The 23,739-nt window shown below is 57.2% G+C and carries 18 protein-coding genes, 2 tRNA genes, 3 rRNA genes and 1 pseudogene; 8 read left to right on the forward strand and 16 right to left on the reverse strand.

Annotated features, from left to right (window positions below; genetic code table 11):
• Window positions 1-173 precede the first annotated feature (173 nt).
• Together ilvB and ilvN are read left to right on the forward strand one after the other, a co-directional pair.
• Complete coding sequence (ilvB, locus tag H3L94_RS08090) at window positions 174-1,952, forward strand: biosynthetic-type acetolactate synthase large subunit (protein WP_182121606.1); 1,779 nt, start codon at window positions 174-176, stop codon at window positions 1,950-1,952.
• Window positions 1,949-2,440 (forward strand): acetolactate synthase small subunit, encoded by a 492-nt coding sequence (gene ilvN / locus H3L94_RS08095; RefSeq protein WP_009118435.1) that lies wholly within the window; start codon window positions 1,949-1,951, stop codon window positions 2,438-2,440. Before ilvB ends, ilvN begins: the two co-directional genes overlap by 4 nt.
• Window positions 2,441-2,461: 21 nt before the next feature.
• On the opposite strand, the gene H3L94_RS08100 is transcribed toward ilvN, so the two are convergent.
• Window positions 2,462-2,698, reverse strand: a complete 237-nt coding sequence (locus H3L94_RS08100; RefSeq protein WP_182121607.1) for a hypothetical protein — start codon at window positions 2,696-2,698, stop codon at window positions 2,462-2,464.
• Window positions 2,699-2,701: 3 nt separating this feature from the next.
• On the opposite strand from H3L94_RS08100, the gene H3L94_RS13040 reads away from it, so the two are divergent.
• Window positions 2,702-3,641 (forward strand): IS630 family transposase gene (locus H3L94_RS13040; RefSeq protein WP_182121608.1). Its coding sequence is split into 2 segments (ribosomal slippage): window positions 2,702-3,034 and window positions 3,036-3,641, totalling 939 coding nucleotides; the frame shifts between segments, so codons are not numbered across the junction.
• Between the two features lie 49 nt (window positions 3,642-3,690).
• A pseudogene (locus H3L94_RS08110) lies at window positions 3,691-4,463 on the forward strand (IS5 family transposase).
• A gap of 162 nt (window positions 4,464-4,625) precedes the next feature.
• Here H3L94_RS08110 and rrf read toward each other — a convergent pair.
• The 9 genes from rrf to dapF all read right to left on the reverse strand — a co-directional run bounded on the left by rrf (window position 4,626) and on the right by dapF (window position 15,243).
• Window positions 4,626-4,738 (reverse strand): 5S ribosomal RNA (gene rrf / locus H3L94_RS08115).
• 183 nt (window positions 4,739-4,921) lie between these two features.
• Window positions 4,922-7,886 (reverse strand): 23S ribosomal RNA (locus H3L94_RS08120).
• Window positions 7,887-8,219: 333 nt separating this feature from the next.
• Window positions 8,220-8,295: transfer RNA gene (locus H3L94_RS08125), tRNA-Ala, on the reverse strand.
• Window positions 8,296-8,302: 7 nt separating this feature from the next.
• A tRNA-Ile gene (locus H3L94_RS08130) sits at window positions 8,303-8,379 on the reverse strand.
• A gap of 100 nt (window positions 8,380-8,479) precedes the next feature.
• Window positions 8,480-10,020 (reverse strand): 16S ribosomal RNA (locus H3L94_RS08135).
• The 16S, 23S and 5S rRNA genes sit together here with 2 tRNA genes alongside, the layout of an rRNA operon.
• A 405-nt stretch (window positions 10,021-10,425) precedes the next feature.
• Window positions 10,426-12,534: a polyribonucleotide nucleotidyltransferase gene (gene pnp, locus H3L94_RS08140; protein WP_182121609.1), complete on the reverse strand. Its 2,109-nt coding sequence runs from the start codon at window positions 12,532-12,534 to the stop codon at window positions 10,426-10,428.
• A 605-nt stretch (window positions 12,535-13,139) separates the two neighbouring features.
• The gene (locus H3L94_RS08145; protein ID WP_182121610.1) at window positions 13,140-13,745 is read right to left on the reverse strand and encodes a hypothetical protein; all 606 of its coding nucleotides are present in this window, start codon (window positions 13,743-13,745) and stop codon (window positions 13,140-13,142) included.
• The gene (locus H3L94_RS08150; RefSeq protein WP_182121611.1) at window positions 13,745-14,395 is read right to left on the reverse strand and encodes a DUF484 family protein; all 651 of its coding nucleotides are present in this window, start codon (window positions 14,393-14,395) and stop codon (window positions 13,745-13,747) included. Before H3L94_RS08150 ends, H3L94_RS08145 begins: the two co-directional genes overlap by 1 nt.
• The gene (gene dapF / locus H3L94_RS08155; RefSeq protein ID WP_182121612.1) at window positions 14,395-15,243 is read right to left on the reverse strand and encodes a diaminopimelate epimerase; all 849 of its coding nucleotides are present in this window, start codon (window positions 15,241-15,243) and stop codon (window positions 14,395-14,397) included. Before dapF ends, H3L94_RS08150 begins: the two co-directional genes overlap by 1 nt.
• A 74-nt stretch (window positions 15,244-15,317) precedes the next feature.
• On the opposite strand from dapF, the gene H3L94_RS08160 reads away from it, so the two are divergent.
• Window positions 15,318-15,806, forward strand: coding sequence for a DUF4442 domain-containing protein (locus H3L94_RS08160; protein ID WP_182121613.1), 489 nt, complete (start codon window positions 15,318-15,320; stop codon window positions 15,804-15,806).
• Window positions 15,807-15,908: 102 nt separating this feature from the next.
• Here H3L94_RS08160 and H3L94_RS08165 read toward each other — a convergent pair whose 3' ends face one another.
• Together H3L94_RS08165 and H3L94_RS08170 are read right to left on the reverse strand one after the other, a co-directional pair.
• Window positions 15,909-16,511 (reverse strand): NUDIX hydrolase, encoded by a 603-nt coding sequence (locus H3L94_RS08165; protein ID WP_182121614.1) that lies wholly within the window; start codon window positions 16,509-16,511, stop codon window positions 15,909-15,911.
• Window positions 16,512-16,783: 272 nt separating this feature from the next.
• The gene (locus H3L94_RS08170) at window positions 16,784-17,368 is read right to left on the reverse strand and encodes a LemA family protein (protein ID WP_182121615.1); all 585 of its coding nucleotides are present in this window, start codon (window positions 17,366-17,368) and stop codon (window positions 16,784-16,786) included.
• Between the two features lie 55 nt (window positions 17,369-17,423).
• Between H3L94_RS08170 and H3L94_RS08175 the strand changes: the two genes are divergently transcribed.
• On the forward strand, window positions 17,424-19,340 hold the full coding sequence (locus H3L94_RS08175; protein WP_182121616.1) for an ATP-binding cassette domain-containing protein: 1,917 nt from the start codon (window positions 17,424-17,426) through the stop codon (window positions 19,338-19,340).
• A 163-nt stretch (window positions 19,341-19,503) separates the two neighbouring features.
• Here the strand turns inward: H3L94_RS08175 and H3L94_RS12570 are convergent, their stop codons facing one another.
• The 4 genes from H3L94_RS12570 to lptM form a co-directional block, all read right to left on the reverse strand.
• Complete coding sequence (locus H3L94_RS12570) at window positions 19,504-19,659, reverse strand: lipoprotein signal peptidase (protein ID WP_244958887.1); 156 nt, start codon at window positions 19,657-19,659, stop codon at window positions 19,504-19,506.
• 20 nt (window positions 19,660-19,679) lie between these two features.
• Entirely contained in the window at window positions 19,680-20,405 is a 726-nt protein-coding gene (gene tadA / locus H3L94_RS08180) for a tRNA adenosine(34) deaminase TadA (protein WP_182121617.1), read from the reverse strand.
• 120 nt (window positions 20,406-20,525) lie between these two features.
• The gene (lysA, locus tag H3L94_RS08185) at window positions 20,526-21,755 is read right to left on the reverse strand and encodes a diaminopimelate decarboxylase (RefSeq protein ID WP_182121618.1); all 1,230 of its coding nucleotides are present in this window, start codon (window positions 21,753-21,755) and stop codon (window positions 20,526-20,528) included.
• A 4-nt stretch (window positions 21,756-21,759) separates the two neighbouring features.
• The gene (lptM, locus tag H3L94_RS08190; protein ID WP_182121619.1) at window positions 21,760-21,954 is read right to left on the reverse strand and encodes an LPS translocon maturation chaperone LptM; all 195 of its coding nucleotides are present in this window, start codon (window positions 21,952-21,954) and stop codon (window positions 21,760-21,762) included.
• Between the two features lie 82 nt (window positions 21,955-22,036).
• On the opposite strand from lptM, the gene cyaY reads away from it, so the two are divergent.
• Complete coding sequence (gene cyaY / locus H3L94_RS08195; RefSeq protein ID WP_220457334.1) at window positions 22,037-22,372, forward strand: iron donor protein CyaY; 336 nt, start codon at window positions 22,037-22,039, stop codon at window positions 22,370-22,372.
• A 101-nt stretch (window positions 22,373-22,473) separates the two neighbouring features.
• The gene (gene dapC / locus H3L94_RS08200; RefSeq protein WP_182121621.1) at window positions 22,474-23,679 is read left to right on the forward strand and encodes a succinyldiaminopimelate transaminase; all 1,206 of its coding nucleotides are present in this window, start codon (window positions 22,474-22,476) and stop codon (window positions 23,677-23,679) included.
• Window positions 23,680-23,739 lie beyond the last annotated feature (60 nt).

The following is a 23,739-nucleotide window of genomic DNA, read 5'->3' on the forward strand; positions in this document are numbered from 1 at the left end:
TTTCCTTTTTTAACACAAGCCCTGCATCTCGCTTGATTGATGTAGCGGACAGATTGCCACCGGCCATTGCCGCCCTGCGTACCCAAAACCGTGCGGCGGCAATCAGAGCATTACCGTGCTGGGGTGGGGCTGCCGCTGCCTATCAGGAGACGTGCAACACAGAAGAGGTCATTATGCAATTATCAGGTGCACAAATACTGGTGCAGAGTCTCAAAGCCGAAGGTGTGGAATATGTATTCGGCTATCCCGGCGGCGCCGTGCTGGAAATTTACGACGCATTATTCCAACTCAATAAATTCAAACACATTTTGGTGCGGCACGAGCAGGCGGCGATACACGCAGCCGATGCCTATGCCCGCACCAGCGGCCGTGTCGGCGTGGCATTGGTCACCTCCGGCCCGGGTGCCACCAATGCGGTTACCGGCATTGCCACCGCTTATTCCGATTCGATTCCGATTGTGGTGATTTCCGGCCAGGTAGGCACGCCCGCCATCGGCTCCGACGCCTTCCAGGAAGTGGACATGGTCGGCATTACCCGCCCCTGCGTGAAGCATAACTTCTTGGTTACCAGCGTGGGCGAATTGGCGGAAACCGTCAAGAAAGCCTTCCAAATCGCCCAAACCGGCCGTCCCGGCCCGGTGGTGATCGACATCCCGAAAGACATCACCCAGGCGATGGCGAAATTCAGCTATCCGCAAGAAGACATTTTTATCCGCTCCTACCAGCCGGTCACCCAAGGCCATACCGGCCAAATCAAAAAAGCGGTGCAGGTTTTGGCCGCAGCCAAACGGCCGCTGATTTATTTCGGCGGCGGGGTGGTATTGGGCAATGCCGCTCCCGAATTGACCGAGTTGGTGAAACTCACCGGCGCGCCGTGTACCGGCACTCTGATGGGCTTGGGTGCCTATCCCTCTTCGGACCGCCAGTTTGTCGGCATGTTGGGTATGCACGGCATGTACGAGGCCAACTTGGCCATGCAGCAGGCCGATGTGGTGCTGGCCGTAGGTGCACGCTTCGACGACCGCGTGATCTCCGTACCGTCTAAGTTTGCCGCGACACCGAAGAAAATCATCCACATCGATATCGACCCTTCCAGCATCGCCAAGCGCGTGAAAGTGGACGTGCCGATTGTGGGCGACGTGAAAAACGTCTTGCGCGACATCATCGGCTTATGGAAAAAACAAGAGCTGACCCTCAGCCCCGCCGCGCTAGAAAAATGGTGGCACACCATTGAAGCTTGGCGCGCCCGCGACTGCCTGTGGTTCGAGGAAAAAAGCGATGTGATTCTGCCGCAGCAAGTGGTACAAACCCTGGCCCGCCTCACCAACAACGATGCCATTATCACATCTGACGTCGGCCAACACCAAATGTTCGCTGCCCAATACTACCCGTTCGAGCGTCCGCGCCAATGGCTGAACTCCGGCGGCTTGGGCACCATGGGCGTCGGCCTCCCCTATGCCATGGGCGCCTACTTGGCCGACCCGAGCAAAGACGTGTGCTGCATCACCGGAGAAGGCTCAATTCAGATGAACATCCAAGAGCTTTCCACTTGCTACCAATACCGTCTGCCGGTGAAAGTGGTTAACCTGAACAACGGCTATTTGGGCATGGTCCGCCAGTGGCAGGAGTTCTATTATTCCGACCGCTATTCCGAATCCTATATGAATTCACTGCCCGATTTCGTGAAATTGGCCGAAGCCTACGGACACGTAGGTATGCGCATCGAGAAGCCGTCCGATGTGGAAGGTGCACTCAAAGAAGCCTTGGCGCTGAAAGACCGCTTAGTGTTTATGGACTTCATTACCGACCGCACCCAAAACGTCTTCCCCATGGTGGGCAACGGCAAAGGCTTGGACGAAATGGTGCTGCCCCCACATATGCGTGAAAGCAAAGCCGACAGCGATGTAAACGATGTGAACGACCGCGATTACGACACAAGGAGCGTACCATGAGACATATTTTATCCATCCTGATGGAAAACGAATCGGGTGCGATGAGCCGTGTCGTCGGTCTATTCTCCGCCCGTGATTACAACATCGACTCCCTCTCCGTCGCCGCCACCGAAGACCCCACTCTGTCGCGCATGACTATTGTCACCCGTGGCGACGAAGCGGTTTTGGAACAGATCACCAAACAGCTGAACAAATTGATTGAAGTGGTGAAGGTCATCGATCTGAATGACAGCCGTTTTGTCGAGCGTGAATTGATGCTGGTCAAAATCCGCGCCGTCGGTAAAGACCGCGACGAAATGTTGCGCCTGACCGAAATCTACCGCGGCCGAGTAGTGGATGTAACCGACAAAACCTACACCATCGAAATCACCGGCACCAGCAGCAAATTGGACAGTTTCCTCGAAACCGTCAGCAAAGGCCTGATTTTGGAAACCGTACGCACCGGTGCCGCTGGTATCGGCCGCGGTGAGCGGATTCTGAAAATTTAAACTGTTTTGCAGGCACATCAATCAGGTATCCGGCAAAATGCCGGATACCTGATTTGTTTCTAAGTGAACAAGTAGTGCACAACGCGGGATGCGCTGCCGATAGCGGTGTTTTGCAAAAGATTTCCAGCCCACAGTGACACACTCGTACCGAGTTGGCATTTCTTTCACGGCGTTGGGGCTACCTGAAAGATTCAAGCTGATTAGAGCAACTTCGACTAAAAACGTTACATAATAGGTTTTTTCTGGCAGTCGGAGCATGAGATGCGCGCCTATTCGCAAGACCTGCGAGATCGAGTACTGGGAGCGCTGGAGCGCGGAGAGCGACCCAGCGCCATTGCCCGTCGTTATGAAGTCAGCCGCATGTGGGTATATCGGGTGCGTGATCGCTTCGAAAAAGAAGGCGAGCGCAGCAGCAGGCAGCAAGGCGGCAAGCGCATCTCCCGACTGGCGCCAGTAGAGGGCATGATCCGCGACTGGACCAAGGCCGATCCCGATCTGACCTTGGTGCAAATGTGCGAGCGTTTGGGCGAGCATGGCATCAGCATCAAACCCTCGGCCTTGTGGCACCAGCTCAACAAATGGCGGCTGAGCTTCAAAAAAAACGCTGCACGCCAGCGAGCAGGAGCGTGAAGACGTGCAGCAGGCACGGGCGAGCTGGATACAGCAGCAGGCCCGGCTCGATGCCAGGCGCCTGGTATTTCTGGACGAGACCTGGAGCAGCACCTGCATGACGCCGCTGCGCGGGCGCGCCCCGCGCGGTCAACGCTGCGTGGCCAGCGCCCCGCATGGGCACTGGAAGACCAGCACCTTCATTGCCGCCTTGCGCTGTGATGCACTGACGGCCCCCATGGTGACCGATGGCCCCATCAATGGCGCCGTGTTTCTGGCGTGGGTCAAAACCTTTCGGTGCCCGACACTTCGCCCTGGCGACATCGTCATTGCCGACAACCTCTCCAGCCACAAAGTGGCGGGCGTGCGAGAAGCCATCGAAGGCGTGGGCGCCAGCATTCGCTATCTGCCGCCGTACTCGCCGGATTTGAACCCCATCGAGAAGCTGTTTGCCAAGTTCAAGGCGCTGCTGCGCAGGGCGGGCGAGCGCACGGTGGGTGCGCTGTGGCAGCGCATGGGGCAGCTGGTTGATCTGTTCTCGGCTCAAGAGTGTGCCAATTACTTCAAATCAGCTGGGTATGTAATGAATTAAATCGAAATTGCTCTAGGCCGAATCGACATTCATCTGGTATCTTTGGCGGATGACCAAGACCAAGCATCCGCGGCCCCGCCGCTACGAATTAACCCAAACCCAATGGGAGCGGATCGAAGATCTGCTCCCAGGCAAGGCCGGTGACCCCGGGCGTACGGCAGCGGACAACCGCAGCTTCGTCAATGGCGTGCTGTGGGTGTTGCGCTCCGGGGCGCGCTGGAGCGATCTGCCCACGCGCTACGGAGCCTACAAGAGCGTGCACAAGCGCTTCACCCGCTGGGCGGCCAAGGGTATCTGGGAGCTGGTGTTCCAGTCCCTGATTCAGGATCGAAGCAACGAGTATCTGATGATCGACAGCAGCATTGTCCGGGCGCACGCACAGGCGGCGACCGGAAAAGGGGGGCGGCACACCCGGCTCTGGGGCGTTGCCGAGGAGGTCTGAGCACGAAGATCCACATGGCGACAGATGGCCAGGGCCGACCGGTGCGATTCATCCTCACTGGCGGCCAGCGTAACGACATCACGCAAGCCCCAGCGCTGCTGGCCGGGTTCAAGCCCAAGTACGTCTTGGCCGACAAAGGCTATGACAGCCGGCAACTGGTGGCGCTGATCCACTCGCTCGGCGCCCAGGCGGTGATCCCGCCTCGCAGCTGCCAGCAGCCGCGTGCCTACGACAAAGCACGCTACCGGCTACGCAATCGCATCGAGCGTTGCTTTGCCAGGCTCAAGCAGTTCCGCCGCATCGCCACTCGTTTTGACCGCAAGCCCTCTCACTTCCTGGCTTTCCTCTATCTCGCATCAATTACCTTGTGGGTGGGTTGAATGTCGATTCGGCCTAGGGATTCCGGCATAATCGCTTGCCGGCACCCTGGCCGCCCAATTGCCTGCACCCTTCCCCTCAAACAAGCACAATCAATCCTTTACTGTCCCGTTACGTCCGCACAAGTAAAAGCCCCCTGATATTCAGGGGGCTTTAGTAATGGGGTTTGGCGGTGACCTACTTTCACACGGGTATCCGTACTATCATCGGCGCTGAGTCGTTTCACGGTCCTGTTCGGGATGGGAAGGCGTGGGACCAACTCGCTATGGCCGCCAAACATAAACTGTCAAATTGGTAAGCCGTTATGAAGCGCTGCTTCACTTATTTATTGTTTAATCAACGGTGCGATGATGTGTCATCAAGTCTTATGTAAGCTTTTATCTTTTTATTACTTTGATTCGTGATGTTGGATATCGGTTTGCCGATATCCGATGTCCGAATCCAAAGTTCTTCAAATGATAGAGTCAAGCCTCACGAGCAATTAGTATCGGTTAGCTTCACGCATTGCTGCGCTTCCACACCCGACCTATCAACGTCCTGGTCTAGAACGACTCTTCAGGAGGGTCAAGCCCTCAGGGAAGTCTCATCTTCAGGCGAGTTTCGCGCTTAGATGCTTTCAGCGCTTATCTCTTCCGAACTTAGCTACCCGGCGATGCGACTGGCGTCACAACCGGTACACCAGAGGTTCGTCCACTCCGGTCCTCTCGTACTAGGAGCAGCCCCCGTCAAACTTCCAACGCCCACTGCAGATAGGGACCAAACTGTCTCACGACGTTTTAAACCCAGCTCACGTACCACTTTAAATGGCGAACAGCCATACCCTTGGGACCGACTACAGCCCCAGGATGTGATGAGCCGACATCGAGGTGCCAAACTCCGCCGTCGATATGAACTCTTGGGCGGAATCAGCCTGTTATCCCCGGAGTACCTTTTATCCGTTGAGCGATGGCCCTTCCATACAGAACCACCGGATCACTATGTCCTGCTTTCGCACCTGCTCGACTTGTCGGTCTCGCAGTTAAGCTACCTTTTGCCATTGCACTATCAGTCCGATTTCCGACCGGACCTAGGTAACCTTCGAACTCCTCCGTTACTCTTTGGGAGGAGACCGCCCCAGTCAAACTGCCTACCATGCACGGTCCCCGATCCGGATTACGGACCTGGGTTAGAACCTCAAAGACACCAGGGTGGTATTTCAAGGACGGCTCCACAGAAACTGGCGTCTCTGCTTCTAAGCCTCCCACCTATCCTACACAAGTGCCTTCAAAGTCCAATGCAAAGCTACAGTAAAGGTTCACGGGGTCTTTCCGTCTAGCAGCGGGGAGATTGCATCTTCACAACCATTTCAACTTCGCTGAGTCTCGGGAGGAGACAGTGTGGCCATCGTTACGCCATTCGTGCGGGTCGGAACTTACCCGACAAGGAATTTCGCTACCTTAGGACCGTTATAGTTACGGCCGCCGTTTACTGGGGCTTCGATCCGATGCTTGCACATCTTCAATTAACCTTCCAGCACCGGGCAGGCGTCACACCCTATACGTCCACTTTCGTGTTAGCAGAGTGCTGTGTTTTTAATAAACAGTCGCAGCCACCGATTCTCTGCGACCCTCCAAAGCTTACGCAGCAAGTGCTTCACCTCAGAGGGCATACCTTCTCCCGAAGTTACGGTATCAATTTGCCGAGTTCCTTCTCCCGAGTTCTCTCAAGCGCCTTAGAATTCTCATCCTGCCCACCTGTGTCGGTTTGCGGTACGGTTCTGATTCAACTGAAGCTTAGTGGCTTTTCCTGGAAGCGTGGTATCAGTTACTTCTTGTCCGTAGACAATCGTCATCACTTCTCGGTGTTATGAAGACCCGGATTTGCCTAAGTCTTCCACCTACCGGCTTAAACAAGCTATTCCAACAGCTTGCTAACCTAACCTTCTCCGTCCCCACATCGCATTGAATCAAAGTACGGGAATATTAACCCGTTTCCCATCGACTACGCATTTCTGCCTCGCCTTAGGGGCCGACTCACCCTACGCCGATGAACGTTGCGTAGGAAACCTTGGGCTTTCGGCGAGCGGGCTTTTCACCCGCTTTATCGCTACTCATGTCAACATTCGCACTTCTGATACCTCCAGCACACCTTACGATGCACCTTCTCAGGCCTACAGAACGCTCCCCTACCATGCGCGCTTCATTAAATAAACTCCACTTTAATAAATGCTTTCCGTCGCTTCGCTCCGGCAAGCTATCTGAATTCATTTAATGAAGCGCGCATCCGCAGCTTCGGTTACAGATTTGAGCCCCGTTACATCTTCCGCGCAGGACGACTCGACCAGTGAGCTATTACGCTTTCTTTAAATGATGGCTGCTTCTAAGCCAACATCCTGGCTGTCTGGGCCTTCCCACTTCGTTTACCACTTAATCTGTCATTTGGGACCTTAGCTGGCGGTCTGGGTTGTTTCCCTCTTGACAACGGACGTTAGCACCCGCTGTCTGTCTCCCATGATTGCACTTTCCGGTATTCTTAGTTTGCCATGGGTTGGTAAGTCGCAATGACCCCCTAGCCATAACAGTGCTTTACCCCCGGAAGTGATACATGAGGCACTACCTAAATAGTTTTCGGGGAGAACCAGCTATCTCCGAGTTTGTTTAGCCTTTCACCCCTATCCACAGCTCATCCCCGCATTTTGCAACATGCGTGGGTTCGGACCTCCAGTACCTGTTACGGCACCTTCATCCTGGCCATGGATAGATCACTCGGTTTCGGGTCTACACCCAGCAACTGATCGCCCTATTAAGACTCGGTTTCCCTGCGCCTCCCCTATCCGGTTAAGCTCGCTACTGAATGTAAGTCGTTGACCCATTATACAAAAGGTACGCAGTCACCCCATTAAGAGGCTCCCACTGTTTGTATGCATCAGGTTTCAGGTTCTATTTCACTCCCCTCCCGGGGTTCTTTTCGCCTTTCCCTCACGGTACTGGTTCACTATCGGTCGATGATGAGTATTTAGCCTTGGAGGATGGTCCCCCCATCTTCAGACAGGATTTCACGTGTCCCGCCCTACTTGTCGTATACCTAGTACCACTGCTGGAATTTCGAATACGGGGCTATCACCCACTATGGCGGACGTTTCCAAGTCCTTCTTCTATCCCAACAGCTATCGTATACAGGCTCCTCCGCGTTCGCTCGCCACTACTTGCGGAATCTCGGTTGATTTCTTTTCCTCCGGGTACTTAGATGGTTCAGTTCTCCGGGTTCGCTTCGCTTATCCTATGTATTCAGATAAGGATACCGTACAGAATACGGTGGGTTTCCCCATTCGGACATCACCGGATCATAGCTCTATTGCCAGCTCCCCGATGCTTTTCGCAGGCTTACACGTCCTTCGTCGCCTATCATCGCCAAGGCATCCACCTGATGCACTTATTCACTTGACTCTATCATTTGAAGAACCTGCTGACTTCGCTAAACCTTCCGTTGACAAGTCGGTTTAACTTAGGCTCTCTACTTTGATAAAGCTTACTGCTTGTTGTGTGTTCGTCTGTGCCTTTTGCACTCACAGACAAACGATACAATCATCACCCAAATTACTGTGGTCTCACCCTTGCCTTTGCAGGCTGCCTGAAGACAAATGAATCGCTTCGGGCGGGTAAAACCAACATTGTCTTTGTTTGTTGATTTCGGCTTTCCAATTTGTTAAAGATCAATGCAACTTTTAATCGCAAATAAAAACCAGCTCTTCAAACTCGTTTTTATTTGCCATCAGCTTTTGGTGGAGGCAAACGGGATCGAACCGATGACCCCCTGCTTGCAAAGCAGGTGCTCTACCAACTGAGCTATGCCCCCAATCTCTTGGTGGGTCTGGCAGGACTTGAACCTGCGACCCCACGCTTATCAAGCGTGTGCTCTAACCAGCTGAGCTACAAACCCAGATTACTCCAACTTCGTCGGGTTCCCCCAACCAGTTTCGCATCTCTAATTCACAGTTTACCGATAAGTGTGAATGCACCAAGCCCCGTCTTTTCTCTAGAAAGGAGGTGATCCAGCCGCAGGTTCCCCTACGGCTACCTTGTTACGACTTCACCCCAGTCATGAAGCATACCGTGGTAAGCGGGCTCCTTGCGGTTACCCTACCTACTTCTGGTATCCCCCACTCCCATGGTGTGACGGGCGGTGTGTACAAGACCCGGGAACGTATTCACCGCAGTATGCTGACCTGCGATTACTAGCGATTCCGACTTCATGCACTCGAGTTGCAGAGTGCAATCCGGACTACGATCGGTTTTTTGGGATTGGCTCCACCTCGCGGCTTGGCTACCCTCTGTACCGACCATTGTATGACGTGTGAAGCCCTGGTCATAAGGGCCATGAGGACTTGACGTCATCCCCACCTTCCTCCGGTTTGTCACCGGCAGTCTCATTAGAGTGCCCAACTAAATGATGGCAACTAATGACAAGGGTTGCGCTCGTTGCGGGACTTAACCCAACATCTCACGACACGAGCTGACGACAGCCATGCAGCACCTGTGTTACGGCTCCCGAAGGCACTCCTCCGTCTCTGGAGGATTCCGTACATGTCAAGACCAGGTAAGGTTCTTCGCGTTGCATCGAATTAATCCACATCATCCACCGCTTGTGCGGGTCCCCGTCAATTCCTTTGAGTTTTAATCTTGCGACCGTACTCCCCAGGCGGTCAATTTCACGCGTTAGCTACGCTACTAAGGTGTCATGCACCCCAACAGCTAATTGACATCGTTTAGGGCGTGGACTACCAGGGTATCTAATCCTGTTTGCTACCCACGCTTTCGAGCATGAACGTCAGTATTATCCCAGGGGGCTGCCTTCGCCATCGGTATTCCTCCACATCTCTACGCATTTCACTGCTACACGTGGAATTCTACCCCCCTCTGACATACTCTAGCCTGCCAGTTCAGAACGCAGTTCCCAGGTTGAGCCCGGGGATTTCACATCCTGCTTAACAAACCGTCTGCGCTCGCTTTACGCCCAGTAATTCCGATTAACGCTCGCACCCTACGTATTACCGCGGCTGCTGGCACGTAGTTAGCCGGTGCTTATTCTTCAGGTACCGTCATCACTCCAGGGTATTAACCCAAAGCTTTTCTTCCCTGACAAAAGTCCTTTACAACCCGAAGGCCTTCTTCAGACACGCGGCATGGCTGGATCAGGCTTGCGCCCATTGTCCAAAATTCCCCACTGCTGCCTCCCGTAGGAGTCTGGGCCGTGTCTCAGTCCCAGTGTGGCGGATCATCCTCTCAGACCCGCTACTGATCGTCGCCTTGGTAGGCCTTTACCCCACCAACTAGCTAATCAGACATCGGCCGCTCGAATAGCGCGAGGTCCGAAGATCCCCCGCTTTCCTTCTCAAAGCGTATGCGGTATTAGCCATCCTTTCGGACAGTTATCCCCCACTACTCGGTACGTTCCGATGCGTTACTCACCCGTTCGCCACTCGCCACCCAAGAAGCAAGCTTCTCTGTGCTGCCGTCCGACTTGCATGTGTAAAGCATGCCGCCAGCGTTCAATCTGAGCCAGGATCAAACTCTTATGTTCAATCTCTAACTTAATAACTTCTGGTCTGCTTCAAAGAAACCAACACAATGTAGTTAATCTACATCTTGTCTGTTTTTGTCGCAGTGTGAGGCTCAATGCACTCACACTTATCGGTAATCTGTACTGTTAAAGAGCAAAATTTTTGCTGCCGAAGCAGCGAAGAAGGCGAACTATACGCCCCCAACCAAACACAGTCAACCACAAATCACAAAAAAATCCCACCCAATCCATCACCACCATGAATAACAAGGAAATTTTATCAGACAATAAAATAACCAACCCGCACACAACTCCAAAACAATTTCACAATAAGCTCAAAACAGACCGCCCAACCTGAATACAGGCTACCTGAAAAGTTTCAGGTAGCCTGTTTGACATCAGTAATATGGACGTACCGCCAGATGATTAAGCTTCGGCTTCAGGCATGGGAAGCAGTGCTTTAATGGACAAACGCACCCGGCCACGGTCATCCACTTCCAAAGCTTTCACATTCACGGTTTGGCCGACTTTCAAATAGTCGTTTACATCTTTCACCCGTTCGTGGGCGATTTGGCTGATGTGCACCAGGCCGTCTTTACCTGGCATCACGGAAACGATGGCGCCGACATTGTTGTCCAAAATTTTCAGCACGGTACCTTCATACACTTTGCCCACTTCCACTTCCGCCGTGATTTGCTCGATGCGTTGGCGGGCCGCTTCGCCGGCTTCGGTGCTGGTAGCGGCAATGGTGATGGTGCCGTCTTCGGCAATATTGATTTCGGTGCCGGTTTCCGAGGTAATGGCACGGATGGTTTCACCGCCTTTGCCGATCACATCGCGGATTTTGTCTTGGTTGATCTTCATGGTGAACAGGCGCGGCGCGTGAGCAGACAGCTCTTGCGGGCCGTCAACGGCCTCTTTCATCTGCACCAGAATGTGCAGACGCGCTTCTTTGGCCTGCTCCAAAGCAATCTGCATGATTTCTTTGGTGATGCCTTGGATTTTGATGTCCATTTGCAGCGCAGTGACGCCTTCGGTGGTACCGGCCACTTTGAAGTCCATATCGCCCAAGTGGTCTTCGTCGCCCAAAATGTCGGTCAGTACGGCGAATTTATTGTTTTCCAAAATCAAACCCATGGCGATGCCGGCCACATGGGCTTTCAGCGGCACACCGGCAGACAGCAGGCTCAAACAGCCACCGCACACGGAAGCCATGGAAGACGAACCGTTCGACTCAGTGATTTCGGAAACCACGCGCATGGTGTAGCTGAACTCCTCAGGAGACGGCAACACGGCAATCAGCGCGCGTTTGGCCAAGCGGCCGTGGCCGATTTCGCGGCGCTTCGGTGCGCCCATGCGGCCCACTTCGCCGGTGGAGTACGGCGGGAAATTGTAGTGCAACATGAAGCGGTCGGTGTACTCGCCGCTCAAGGCATCAATAATCTGTTCGTCACGCTGGGTGCCCAAAGTGGCCACCGCCAAGGCTTGGGTTTCGCCGCGGGTAAACAGGGCGGAACCGTGGGTGCGCGGCAGCACGCCGGTTTGGATGTTGATGGGGCGCACGGTGCGGGTGTCGCGGCCGTCGATGCGCGGTTGGCCGTCCAAAATCTGACCGCGCACCACATCGGCTTCCAGTTGTTTGAAAATGCCTTTGATTTGATTGGCGGCCAGAGTGTCGGTTTCTTCGGTAATCAGCGCCTCTTTTACCGCCGCCCAAGCTTCATCCAGCTTGGCGGAACGGGCTTGTTTTTGGCGGATGTTGAATGCTTCACCGATGGTGGCGCCGGCGATCTCGCGGATTTTCTCCACCAAAGCATTGTCGGTTTCGGCGGGCTGCCAATCCCACACTTCGGGGTTGACTTCGTCGGCCAGCTCATTGATGGCTCCAATCACGGCCTGCATTTGCTCGTGGCCGTACACCACCGCGCCCAACATCACGCTTTCGGGCAGTTCTTGCGCTTCGGACTCCACCATCAACACGGCTTTTTGCGTACCGGCCACCACCAAATCCAACTGCGACTGCTGCAATTGGGTTTTGCTCGGATTCAGCACATATTCGCCATTCAGGTAGCCTACCCGCGCCGCACCGATCGGGCCGGCAAAGGGCACGCCGCTCAGCACCAAAGCGGCAGACGCACCAATCATGGCCGGAATGTCGGAATCGATTTCGGGATCAACCGATACCACGGTCGCTACGATTTGGATGTCGTGGTAAAAGCCGGCGGGGAACAGCGGACGGATCGGGCGGTCGATCAAGCGGCTGGTGAGGATTTCTTTTTCGCTCTGTTTGCCTTCGCGCTTGAAGAAGCCACCGGGGATTTTACCGGCCGCATAAGTACGCTCCAGATAATCCACGGTCAGCGGGAAGAAATCCTGGCCGGGCTTGACGTCTTTATTGGCGGTGACCGCCACCAACACCACGGTGTCGCCCATGGACACTTTCACCGCGCCGGCGGCTTGGCGGGCAATTTCACCCGTTTCGATGCTGACGGTTTGGTTGCCGTATTGGAATGTTTTCGTGTGTTTCGCAAACATCGTGTTTCCTTCATATGAAAGGCCGCTGCCGCTAAAACACTAACCATACACACGCCCTATGCCGGACAGGCGCATGGTTAGGGTTTCAGACAAGCAGGGCCGGTTAAACAAAATAAAAAAGCCCGTTGCAGGACGGCGCGTATTCTAACATGCGTCCCCGCAGATTGCATCCGCGCCCAACCGGCGAAAAAAAACCGCCGATACCAAAGGGAGGACAATATCGGCGGCCAACTTACGGGAAAACGTCTATGACTTCCGACACCCCACATCGTGAAGCACCGAAAGTGCTAGCTATTATAGGGACAAATCCGAAATTGCAAAGCGGGCAGCCAAAATTTTACCTGGCCGCCCGCACCCGAGAACCGTTTACCGATTCAAAAATAAGCAGATACACATAATTCGCCCAAGCAAGCTCCCGATTGACTAACGCTTTTTAACCGCCCTCAACAGGCCGCGATTTTTGCTTCTCAGAGAACGGTGTCGTTACAAGACGCAGCAGCGCCGCGAATGTGAACGCCCAAAACCCGCCGAACAAACACATGAGACAGATCAGCAGCCCCCAACGCAGCAATGCGACACAGATGGGCTTTGAGACAGGTCTCAGGCTACCTGAACAGCCATCCGATCAACCACCACAACACTTGCGGATGAACAAACAACACCGCCTGCATCAGCAAACTAATCAGAAACACGCCCTGCAGCTGTAAAGCGCTGAACAGGAAAACCGGCTGCTGGCCGATGCGCCGGTGCAGCCACATCAACAGCATCAACATTGCCTGACAGGCCATCCAATGCAGCGGCAGCAGCGCATAATTCAACAATGCTGAGGGCAGCAGAATCAGCGCCTGCCAATAAAACAAAGTCAGCAACAACGCAAAAGACAGATGCTGCACCCAACCGGATACCGCCAACAGGGCCAAAAATCCGCCGCAACCGTTCAGCAGATACCCCCTGCCCTGCGGATCGGCTTGCCAATTGGCCGCCAAAGGAAACAGCGCCGCCAGAGTGATGTAGCCATATACAGGATAAGCATTGCCCAAATGGGTGATGCCCAACACGCCCGGCAACAGATGCGAAGACAACACCCCGAAGCCCAGCCACAAAACAATGCTGCCCCACAGCCAATTAAACTGCTGCTTGCGGAAACTCAATACCGCAAACACCGCAATATAGGCAGACAACAGCCAGAGGGTCGGATCCAGCCAAGCCATTATTTCCACCCGCCCGTGCGGGCCAATGCCGCTGCCGTGCAAGCCGCCAGCTCACCCACCAAATCCACCGGCATGCCCGCCACAAAACGGCCTTCGTCGGCATCGCCCGCCACCACGGCGGCGATATTGCGTCCACCCACCGCCACCGGCAGCAGCAAGAAGCTTTCCAAGCCGCGGCCTTGCTCGGGCAGCAAAGCCATCAGCGGGCGGGCGATGCGCTGACCGCACACCGGCGCGGTTAAAGCCTGCAAAGCCTCCCGCGCGGCACCTTCCGCCAACAAACTGCCCTCCGGCAACACCGCTTTTTTCTTCGGTTCTTCCAACAGCAGCAAACGGTGGTGGGGCAAAGCAAAATCTTCGCTCAGGCTACCTGAAACCGCACGGCACACCTGCAAAAGCGTAGTGGCGGCCAACAAACGGCGGGCAAAAGCCATCAGGCGGGCGGTGGTTTGGAAATTGGCATCGGCTTCCTGTATCATCTGCACCAACTGTCCGGCCATTTTGGCGGTTTTCTGCTGTTGCGCCTGCCATTGCGCCTGCGCAAACGACTGCACCTTGCCCTCCTGCGGGCGGATGCCGAGCGCCTCCGCATGGTTGAGCAGGAATTCGGGATGCGCCTGCAGATAAGCCAATATCGTTTCTTCTTTCATCAGTAAGTTACCGTTCCTTCAAATACCGTTTGCGCCGGCCCCGTCATCAGCACATGACCGTTGTCCGCCCACTCTATCCGCAAATCACCACCCGGCAGGCTCACCCGGACCGCCACCTCCCGCCGCAACACGCCCAAGCGGATGCCGGCCACCGCCGCCGCACAGGCGCCCGTGCCGCAGGCAAGGGTTTCGCCCACACCGCGCTCAAACACACGCAGGCGGATATGGCTCTCGTCCACCACCTGCATAAATCCCACATTCACCCGCTCGGGAAACCGCTCATGCCGCTCCAAACGCGCACCCCAATCGGCCACCGGCGCGGTTTCCACATTCTCCACCATCAATACCGCATGCGGATTGCCCATATTCACACACGAAAAAACCGCTGGTCCGTCAGCCAATGGCAGGCGGTAGCTCAGCGCGTCTTGCGCCTCCCCTGCCGCCGGCAGAAACGGAATCTCCGCCGCGGCAAAACGCGGCCGGCCCATGTCCACCGTTACCCCGCCGTCTGCCGCCAGCTTCAGCACAATGCGGCCTTTGGCCGTTTCCACCTGCAAAACCGGTTTGTCGCTCAAACCCTTGTCGTGCACAAAACGGGCGAAGCAGCGCGCACCGTTGCCGCACTGCTCCACTTCGCTGCCGTCGGCATTAAAAATGCGGTAGCGGAAATCCGCATCCGCTGCCGCCGACCGCTCCACCAGCAAGAGCTGGTCGAAACCGATGCCCGTGTGGCGGTCGGCCCAAGCCGCAATCGGCGCCCTTGCCGGATCAAAGACTTGGGCGGTGGCATCCACCACCATAAAGTCGTTGCCCAAACCGTGCATCTTGGTAAAGTTTAGAATCTGCATGCTAATAAAGTTCCGACAAGCGTCAAATAGGGCGTTATGATACCCAAATCAACCCCCGAATCAAAGGAGAAACCATGCGCATCGACAACCAAATGACCCGCCAGCTGGCCGCCCTGCAAAACCTGCCCGAAGAGCAGCGCATTGCCGCCCAAAGCCAAGCCATGGCGAAATATGTCCCCTTCCTCGCCACCACCGACATCCGCTTCGACGAACTCACGCAAGAGCGTGTGCGCGTGAGCGTGCGCAACCAAACCCCGGTGCAAAACCACATTCAAGGCGTGCATGCTTGCGTGATGGCGCTGCTGGCCGAAACCGCTTCCGGCTTCGTCACCATCATGAACGCGCCCGACGACAAACTGATTCTGCTCAAATCCATGACCGCCCGCTACACCCGCCGCAGCGTGGGCGATATGTACGCAGTGGCCGAGTTGTCCGCCGCCCGCGCCGCATTGATCCAAACGGAAGAGCGCGGCAATCTGGTCATCCCCTGCCGCATTTATGACGAAAGCGGCGAACAACCCTTAGAAGTCGAAATGACTTGGGCTTGGCTGCCGAGAAACTGACCGCCGTGCACACAGCAAACAGGCTACCTGAAACGCTTTCAGGTAGCCTGTTTGGTCTGGCGGAACATGAAAACAAACTGTCCGTCAATATCGCCGCCATTCTCAACCGCGCCACGCCTCATGCAACAGCGCCAACTGGTACAGCACCGTTGCCGTTGCGCCCCAAATCCGGTGTTCGCCATACTGCAAAGCCGGCATCAGCAAGGCGCGACCGTGGTAACGGTAGTCTTCCAACACATAGCGCTGCGGATCCAAAGCCCAATCCTGCGGCAGGGTGAACACCGCCGCCACCTCCTGCGGATTCGGCCGGTAGCTCGGCGGCTGCTCGGCCGTGGCCAACACCGGTGTCACCTTATAACCGCTGGGCACATAGCAGTTGGGGAAATGGCCGTGTATCCGCCACATGCCTGCCTCTACGCCCAGCTCCTCCTCGGTTTCGCGCAACGCCGTGGCCGCCGCATCGGCATCGCCTTCGTCGCAGCGGCCGCCGGGAAAGGCAATTTGGCTGCCGTGGCTGCGCAGATGACTGCTGCGCACCGTGAGCACCACGCTGCTGCCCTGCGCCGTTTCCGGCACAAAACCCACCAACACCGCCGCCTCGGCAAACGCGGTGCCGCCGCTTTGCAGCAGCTCGCGCCGTTGGCGGAAAGCCTCCGCTTCAGGTGCGGCGGCGGCATACTCCAAAAATCGGGCCAAATCGCTCATCGAAAATGTGTCTTTCTCGTCTCAAAACCTGTCCCAAGTCTGCTTGTGAAGCGGTCTTGGGCGGCAAAAATCACGTATACCAGCCGCACTCGAAGAGGGCGGTTTGACACGCTTCGCCAGTCAAACCCGCCAGTACAGCAAGATGGAACATCTTGCAAACATATTTAACGCCACAGATGCGGGTTTTCACCCAAAATACCGCCGCAAGGCTTTGCGACGACGTACCCTAAGCAAAACAGGCTACCTGAAACACTTTCAGGTAGCCCCATGGTTTAAAAGCGCACCTGCGGTGCCTGGCCCAAAGCCGCCGCATCGTCAAACTCCAGCAGCGGCGCGTCTTGGCGGTGGCCGAACGCAGCCGCCAGCAGATTGTTCGGAAACACTTGCCGCAGCGTGTTGTACTCCATCACCGCATCGTTGTACGCCTGCCGCGCAAAGGTGATGCGGTTTTCTGTGCTCGCCATTTCCTCGGCAAACTGCTGCATGGTTTCGGCCGCCTTCAATTCGGGATAGGCCTCAATCTGCACCTGCAAACCGCGCAAAGCCCCGCTCAAGCGGTTTTCCGCCGCCGCCAACTGCTGCAAAGCGGCCGGGCTGGCCGGATCCGCTGCCGGCAGACTGGCGGCGGCCTGATTACGCGCCTGAGCGACCTGCTCCAGCGTTTCGCTTTCGTGTTTCAGGTAGCCCTTTACCGCCGCCAACAGATTGGGAATCAGATCATGCCGCCGTTTGAGCTGCACGCCGATTTGGGCAAACGCATTCTGATAACGGTTTTGCGCCTGTACCAAGCGGTTGTACACCATCACCGGCAAGCCCGCCGCCACCGCCAGCAGCAGCAGCCACACCAGCCAAGCCATCAGCTTCTCCTTAATGCTAAAATCGCGCTCTTTATCTTAACAGAGACCCCCTGCAATGACGATACTCGCCGTAGAAAACGCCTGCTTTGCCGTCGGCCACGTGCCGCTGTTGGACCACGCCGCCTTCCAGCTCGATGCCGGCGAAAAAATCGGCCTCATCGGCCGCAACGGCGCCGGCAAATCGTCGTTTCTGAAAATCCTCGCCGGCGTGCAAAAGCTCGACGACGGCCACATCGTCATGCAAAACGGCCTCAAAACCGTGTATGTGCCGCAGGAAAGCTTTTTCGACAACGAAGCCAGCGTGTTCGACACCGTTTCCGAAGGCCTGGGCAGCGTGCGCGAGCTGCTGCGCCGCTACCACCACATCAGCCAACAGCTGGCCGGCGGCAGCGACGAAGCGCTGATTAAAGAGCTCAACGAGTTGCACAACCAAATCGAAGCCGAAAACGGCTGGCAGTTCGACGCCGCCATCCGCCAAACCATCGGCGAATTGGGCCTGCCCGAACACGCCCGCATCGGCGATTTGAGCGGCGGCCAGAAAAAGCGCGTGGCCCTGGCCCAAGCTTGGGTGCAGAAACCCGACCTCCTGCTGCTCGACGAACCCACCAACCACCTCGACATTGACGCCATCATCTGGCTGGAAAACCTGCTGCAGCAGTTTTCAGGTAGCCTGGTGGTGATCACCCACGACCGCCGCTTTCTCGACAACATCGCCAAACGCATCGTCGAACTCGACCGCGGCACCCTGCGCTCCTACCCCGGCAGCTTCGCCAAATACAGCGAAAAAAAAGCGCAAGAGCTGGCGGTGGAGACCGAACACAACCGCCTGTTCGACAAATTCCACGCCCAAGAAGAAGCCTGGATCCGCAAAGGCATCGAAGCGCGGCGCACCCGCAACGAAGGCCGCGTGCGCCGCTTGGAAGAATTGCGCCGCCAGCGCGCCGAGCGGCGCGAACGCCAAGGCCAGGTGAATTTCAAACTCAATGCCGGCGAAAAAAGCGGCAAAATCATCGCCGAACTCGAACACGCCGGCTTTGCCTACGGCGACCACGTCATCATGCGCGACTTCTCCGCCGTGATTCAGCGCGGCGACAAAATCGGCCTCATCGGCCCCAACGGCATCGGCAAAACCACCTTCCTCAAACTGATTTTGGGCGAACTTTCCCCCACCTCCGGCCGCATCCGCCTGGGCAGCAAACAGGAAGTGGCCTATTTCGACCAATTCCGCAGCGCGCTCAACGAAAACGACACCGTGTTCTACACCCTCGGCCAGGGCAACGACTATGTGGACATCGGCGGCAAACGCAAACACGTGATGAGCTATCTGGAAGACTTCCTCTTCCACCCCGCCCGCGCCCACAGCCCCGTCTCCTCCCTTTCCGGCGGCGAACGCAACCGCCTGCTATTGGCCAAACTGTTTACCAAACCCGCCAATATTCTGGTACTCGACGAACCCACCAACGATTTGGACATCGACACCCAAGAGCTGCTGGAAGAACTGCTGCGCGATTACAGCGGCACCGTGTTTCTGGTCAGCCACGACCGCATGTTTCTCGACAACGTCATCACCCAAAGCATTGTTTTCGAGGGAAACGGCTACCTGAAAGAATACATCGGCGGCTATCAAGACTATTTGGACGCCAAACAGCGCGAACAGCACATCGCCGCCTCCGCCGCCCCCAAAACCGCCGCCCCGGCGGGCGAGAGCGAAAAAAGCCGCCCCAAAGCCAACCGCAGCATCAAACTTTCCTACAAAGAACAACGCGAACTCGACGCCCTGCCCGACGAAATCGCCGCCCTCGAAACCGAACAGGCGGCAGTAAACGCCCAACTGACCGAACCCGACATTTTCAAAGACTACACCCGCGCCGCCGAACTGCAACAACGCCACGACACCCTCGAGGCCCTGCTGCTGGAAAAATTGGAGCGCTGGGAAATATTGGAAGCCAAGCAAAACGGGCAGATGCTGTAGCCCTGCCCGCCATCTCAGGCTACCTGAAACCCTGCTTTCTGGCTTTTCAGGTAACCCAGGATAAGGATCAACCTGATCCACAAAAAACCGCTGTCTATTTTTGCGCAGACAGAAATGACGGCGGTTTTGCCTTTCGGGCTACCTGAAAACTGTCTCTGATTTTTCAGGCAGCCTGAGACCTTTGCAAAACCCCCAGATGTGGATGCAGTTCAAGGCGTAGCAGCGCAGTGAGTGCAGACATATCATATAGATAGACAAGCGAGCGAGCAGCGCACAACGCAGAAATGCGCCGCAGATGGGGGTTTTGCAAAGGTCTCAGCCTTTCACCAGCCCAAAGCGCTAACCGCGCCGCGCCCGAAAAAACGCCTGCAACAGCGCCCCCGCTTCTTCGGCCAACACGCCGCCTTGCACGGCGGTGTGCGGGTTGAGCAGCGGCTCGGCAAACAGATTGAGCACGCTGCCCGCTGCGCCGCTGCGCGGTTCGGCGGCGGCATAAATCAGGCGGCGGATGCGCGACTGCATCACCGCACCGGCACACATGGCGCACGGCTCCAGCGTCACATACAGATCGCAGCCTTCCAGCCGGTAATTGCCGAGCGCGCGTCCGGCGGCCGACAGCGCGGCAATTTCGGCATGGCGGCTGATGTCGTGTTCGGCCACACAGCGGTTGGCCGCCGCCGCCAACACTTGCCCGCCGCGCACCACCACCGCACCCACCGGCACTTCGCCTGCCGCCGCAGCCTGTTCGGCCTGCCGCAGCGCCAGCCGCATAAAATGCGCCGCTTCTTCGGCGGGCGGAAACAGCGCCTGCGGCGGCGTGCGTTTCAGCTGTGCACGCAAAGCCTGTTTACCACTCTCGTCCAAGGAAAAAGCCGGCAGGCCGGCGGCCAACTCGCCCAAGCGCCACAACACCGCTTCGGCCACCGGCAGCCCCTCCGCCCGCAAGAGGGCAAAAGCCGCCGCCGCGCCGTAAGCCTGCAAATCGGCCACGCTGCGGATGCCGGCCCGAGCCAACAGGGCCACGCTTTTCGGCGGCAGCGGCGGCGTGCCCAATACAGCCGTCATGCCCGCTCCTTTCTGGCACCAAGGCCGAGCCATACTTGGCCGCTAACAAGGCAAAGGCTACCTGAACAGCCTTTCAGGTAGCCTTTTGCCCGCCCGCAAACCGCCATGCGGCTTATCTTTTCAATCATCGTGCAAACAGGCCGCTTCGGCAGCCAACAGTTGGGCCACGGTTTCGCGCGGGCGGATAAGCTTCGCCCGATCGCCGTCCACCAGCACTTCGGCCGCCCGCGGGCGGGTGTTGTAGTTGCTGGCCATGCTGGCGGCGTAAGCACCCGCGCTGCGCACCGCCAAAAGGTCGCCGGCGCAGGCGGCGATGGCGCGGTTTTGCGCCAGAAAATCGCCGGTTTCGCAAATCGGCCCCACAATATCGGCCACAAAAGGCTCGCCCGCTGCCGGCGATACGTTTTCAATGTGGTGGTAAGCCTGATAGAGCGCGGGGCGCATCAAATCGTTCATGGCGGCATCCACAATCACAAAGGATTTGTCGCCATTCTGTTTCACAAACTCCACCCGCGTCAGCAAAGTGCCGGCATTGCCCACCAGGCTGCGGCCCGGCTCCAAAATCAGCGACAGTTTGCGCCCGCCGAGCAGGCGTTGCACCGCCTCGGCATAGGCGTGCAGGTCTGGCACGCTTTCGTTTTGGTACACAATGCCCACGCCGCCGCCCAAATCGATGTGTTCCAGCACCATGCCCGCTGCCGACAATTTGTCGATCAGCACCAGCAGGCGTTCGCAGGCTTCGGAAAGCGGGGCGAGGTTGGTGAGCTGCGAACCGATGTGGCAGTCGATGCCCACCACGTTCAGATGCGGCAGCGCGGCGGCATGGTGGTAGGCCGCTTCGGCGTCCTGCATGGCGATGCCGAATTTATTGGCTTTCAGGCCGGTGGAAATATAGGGATGGGTTTGCGCATCCACATCGGGGTTGATGCGCAGGGAAACCGGAGCGCTGAGGCCCAAACGGCCGGCCACGGCATTGAGGCGGTCCAATTCCGGCAGGCTCTCCACATTGAAACACTTCACGCCCGATTGCAGGGCAAACGCCATCTCGGCTTCGCTTTTGCCCACGCCGGAAAAAATGGTTTTGCCCGCCTCGCCGCCGGCCGCCAGCACTCTCGCCAGCTCGCCGCCGGAGACGATGTCGAAACCGCAGCCGAGCGCGGCGAAGTGGCGCAGAATGCTCAAATTGCCATTGGCTTTCACCGCATAACAGATCAACGGGTTTAAGGCGGCAAAGGCCTGCGTATAGGCGCGGTAGGCATCGGTCAGCGCCGCTTGGCTGTACACATAAAGCGGGGTGCCGAACTGTTCGGCCAGCTCGGCAAAAGCCAGGTTTTCGCAACGTAAGGTCATGGATTTACTCGAGATCAAGGGGAATCGGCGGCGGGGTTTCGCTGTGCGGCATGGGCGCGGGCGGCGAGAACTGCAAGCCGGTCTGCACCGGCCCGAAGCGCGCCTGATCGCCCTCTTTGGGCAGATACAGATCGCCCTTGTAGCCGCAGGCCGCCAGCAGCACCGCGACCGCCAAGATAGAAAAGGTTTTCGCACGCATAAACAACTCGCTGAAATTGCCTGAAACAGGCGGCTGTGGCAAGATGCGGCATCTTAAACAAAAATACCGCACCGCACAAATCATCATGACCGAAAGCGAATTTCTGCATTATTCCGACCGCCTGTTTGCCCACATCGAAGACCAGCTCGAAAACAGCGGCGCCGATTTCGACTGCGAAAGCCGCGGCAACGTGCTCAATATCGATGCGCCCGACGGCAGCCAGATCGTCATCAACCGCCACACCCCCAATCAAGAGCTGTGGATTGCCGCCAAAAGCGGCGGCTACCACTTCGCCCTGCAAGACGGTGCCTGGGTGGCCGGCCGCGACGGCAGCAAATTTTTCGCCGTGCTTGGCAGCGTCTTGAGCAGCGCCGCCGGCGAAAGCGTGGTCATCGAAGCCCTGCCCGTATCGGCTTAGGTTTTCTCTAACTGAATGCGCACTTTCAGGTAGCCTGTTTCCACAGCAAACGCACAGGCTACCTGAAAACCATCCGATCTCTTTCTTCCCAAACCGCCGCCATGAATCCCCGCCTGCAAGCCCTCCAGCCCTATCCTTTCGCCCGCCTGCGTGCCGCCATGCAGGGCATCGACGCTCCTGCCGGCCTGCCGCCCGTGCCGTTGCACATCGGCGAACCCAAACACCCCACGCCCGCAGTCATCACCGACGCCCTCCAAGCCGCCCTGCCCCAACTGGCCGTGTATCCGCTCAGCGCCGGCCTGCCCGAACTGCGCGCCGCCTGCGCCGCCTTTCTGCAGCGCCGCTACGGCATCCGCGTGGACGCCGACAGCGAAATCCTGCCCGTACTCGGCAGCCGCGAAGCTTTGTTTTCCTTTGTGCAAACCGTGATCGACGGCAGTGCCGATCCCAAACCGGTGGTGCTCAGCCCCAACCCCTTCTACCAGATTTACGAAGGCGCCGCCCTGCTCGCCGGCGCTGACATCGAATTTGCCGACTGCCCCGCCCCCGCCTTCAAGCCCGACTGGCAAAGCGTGCCCGAAACCGTTTGGCAGCGCACCCGCCTGGTGTTTGTCTGCTCGCCCAACAACCCCAGCGGCAGCGTGCTGCAGCGCGAAGACTGGGCCGAACTGTTCGCCCTGCAAGACCGCTACGGCTTCATCATCGCCGCCGACGAATGCTATTCGGAAATCTATTTCGACGGCGAGCCGCCCGTCGGCTGCCTGCAGGCGGCCGTGGAACAAGGCCGCGGTCTGCGCGGTTTAGTCAGCTTCACCAGCCTGTCCAAACGCTCCAACGCGCCCGGCCTGCGCTCCGGCTTCGTGGCCGGCGATGCCGCGTTGCTGAAAGATTTTCTGCTCTACCGCACCTACCACGGCAGCGCCATGAGTGTGCCGGTGCAGCTGGCCAGCATCGCCGCCTGGAACGACGAATCCCACGCCGCCGAAAACCGCCGCCTGTATCGGGAAAAATTCGAGCACGTGCTGCCGGTGTTGGCGCAGGCCTTCGAAGTCAGCCGCCCCGACGCCTCGTTTTACATCTGGCTGCGTATCCCCGACGGCGACGATTTAGCCTTCGCACAAACCCTGTGGCGCGAAGCGGCGATTCAGGTATTGCCCGGCCGCTTCCTCGCCCGCGACACCGCACGCGGCAACCCCGGCCGCGGCTATGTGCGCATCGCCCTCGTCGCCCCGCTGGCCGACTGCGTGGCTGCCGCCGAAACCATGGTGGCGGTTTGGCAGCGGCAGCAGGCAGAAAACAAAACTTGATCTTTGCCCATAGCAAACAGGCTACCTGAAACCGAATCATCGGTTTTCAGGTAGCCTGTT

This window comes from Neisseria shayeganii (genome assembly GCF_014054965.1).
Classification (GTDB): domain Bacteria; phylum Pseudomonadota; class Gammaproteobacteria; order Burkholderiales; family Neisseriaceae; genus Eikenella; species Eikenella shayeganii.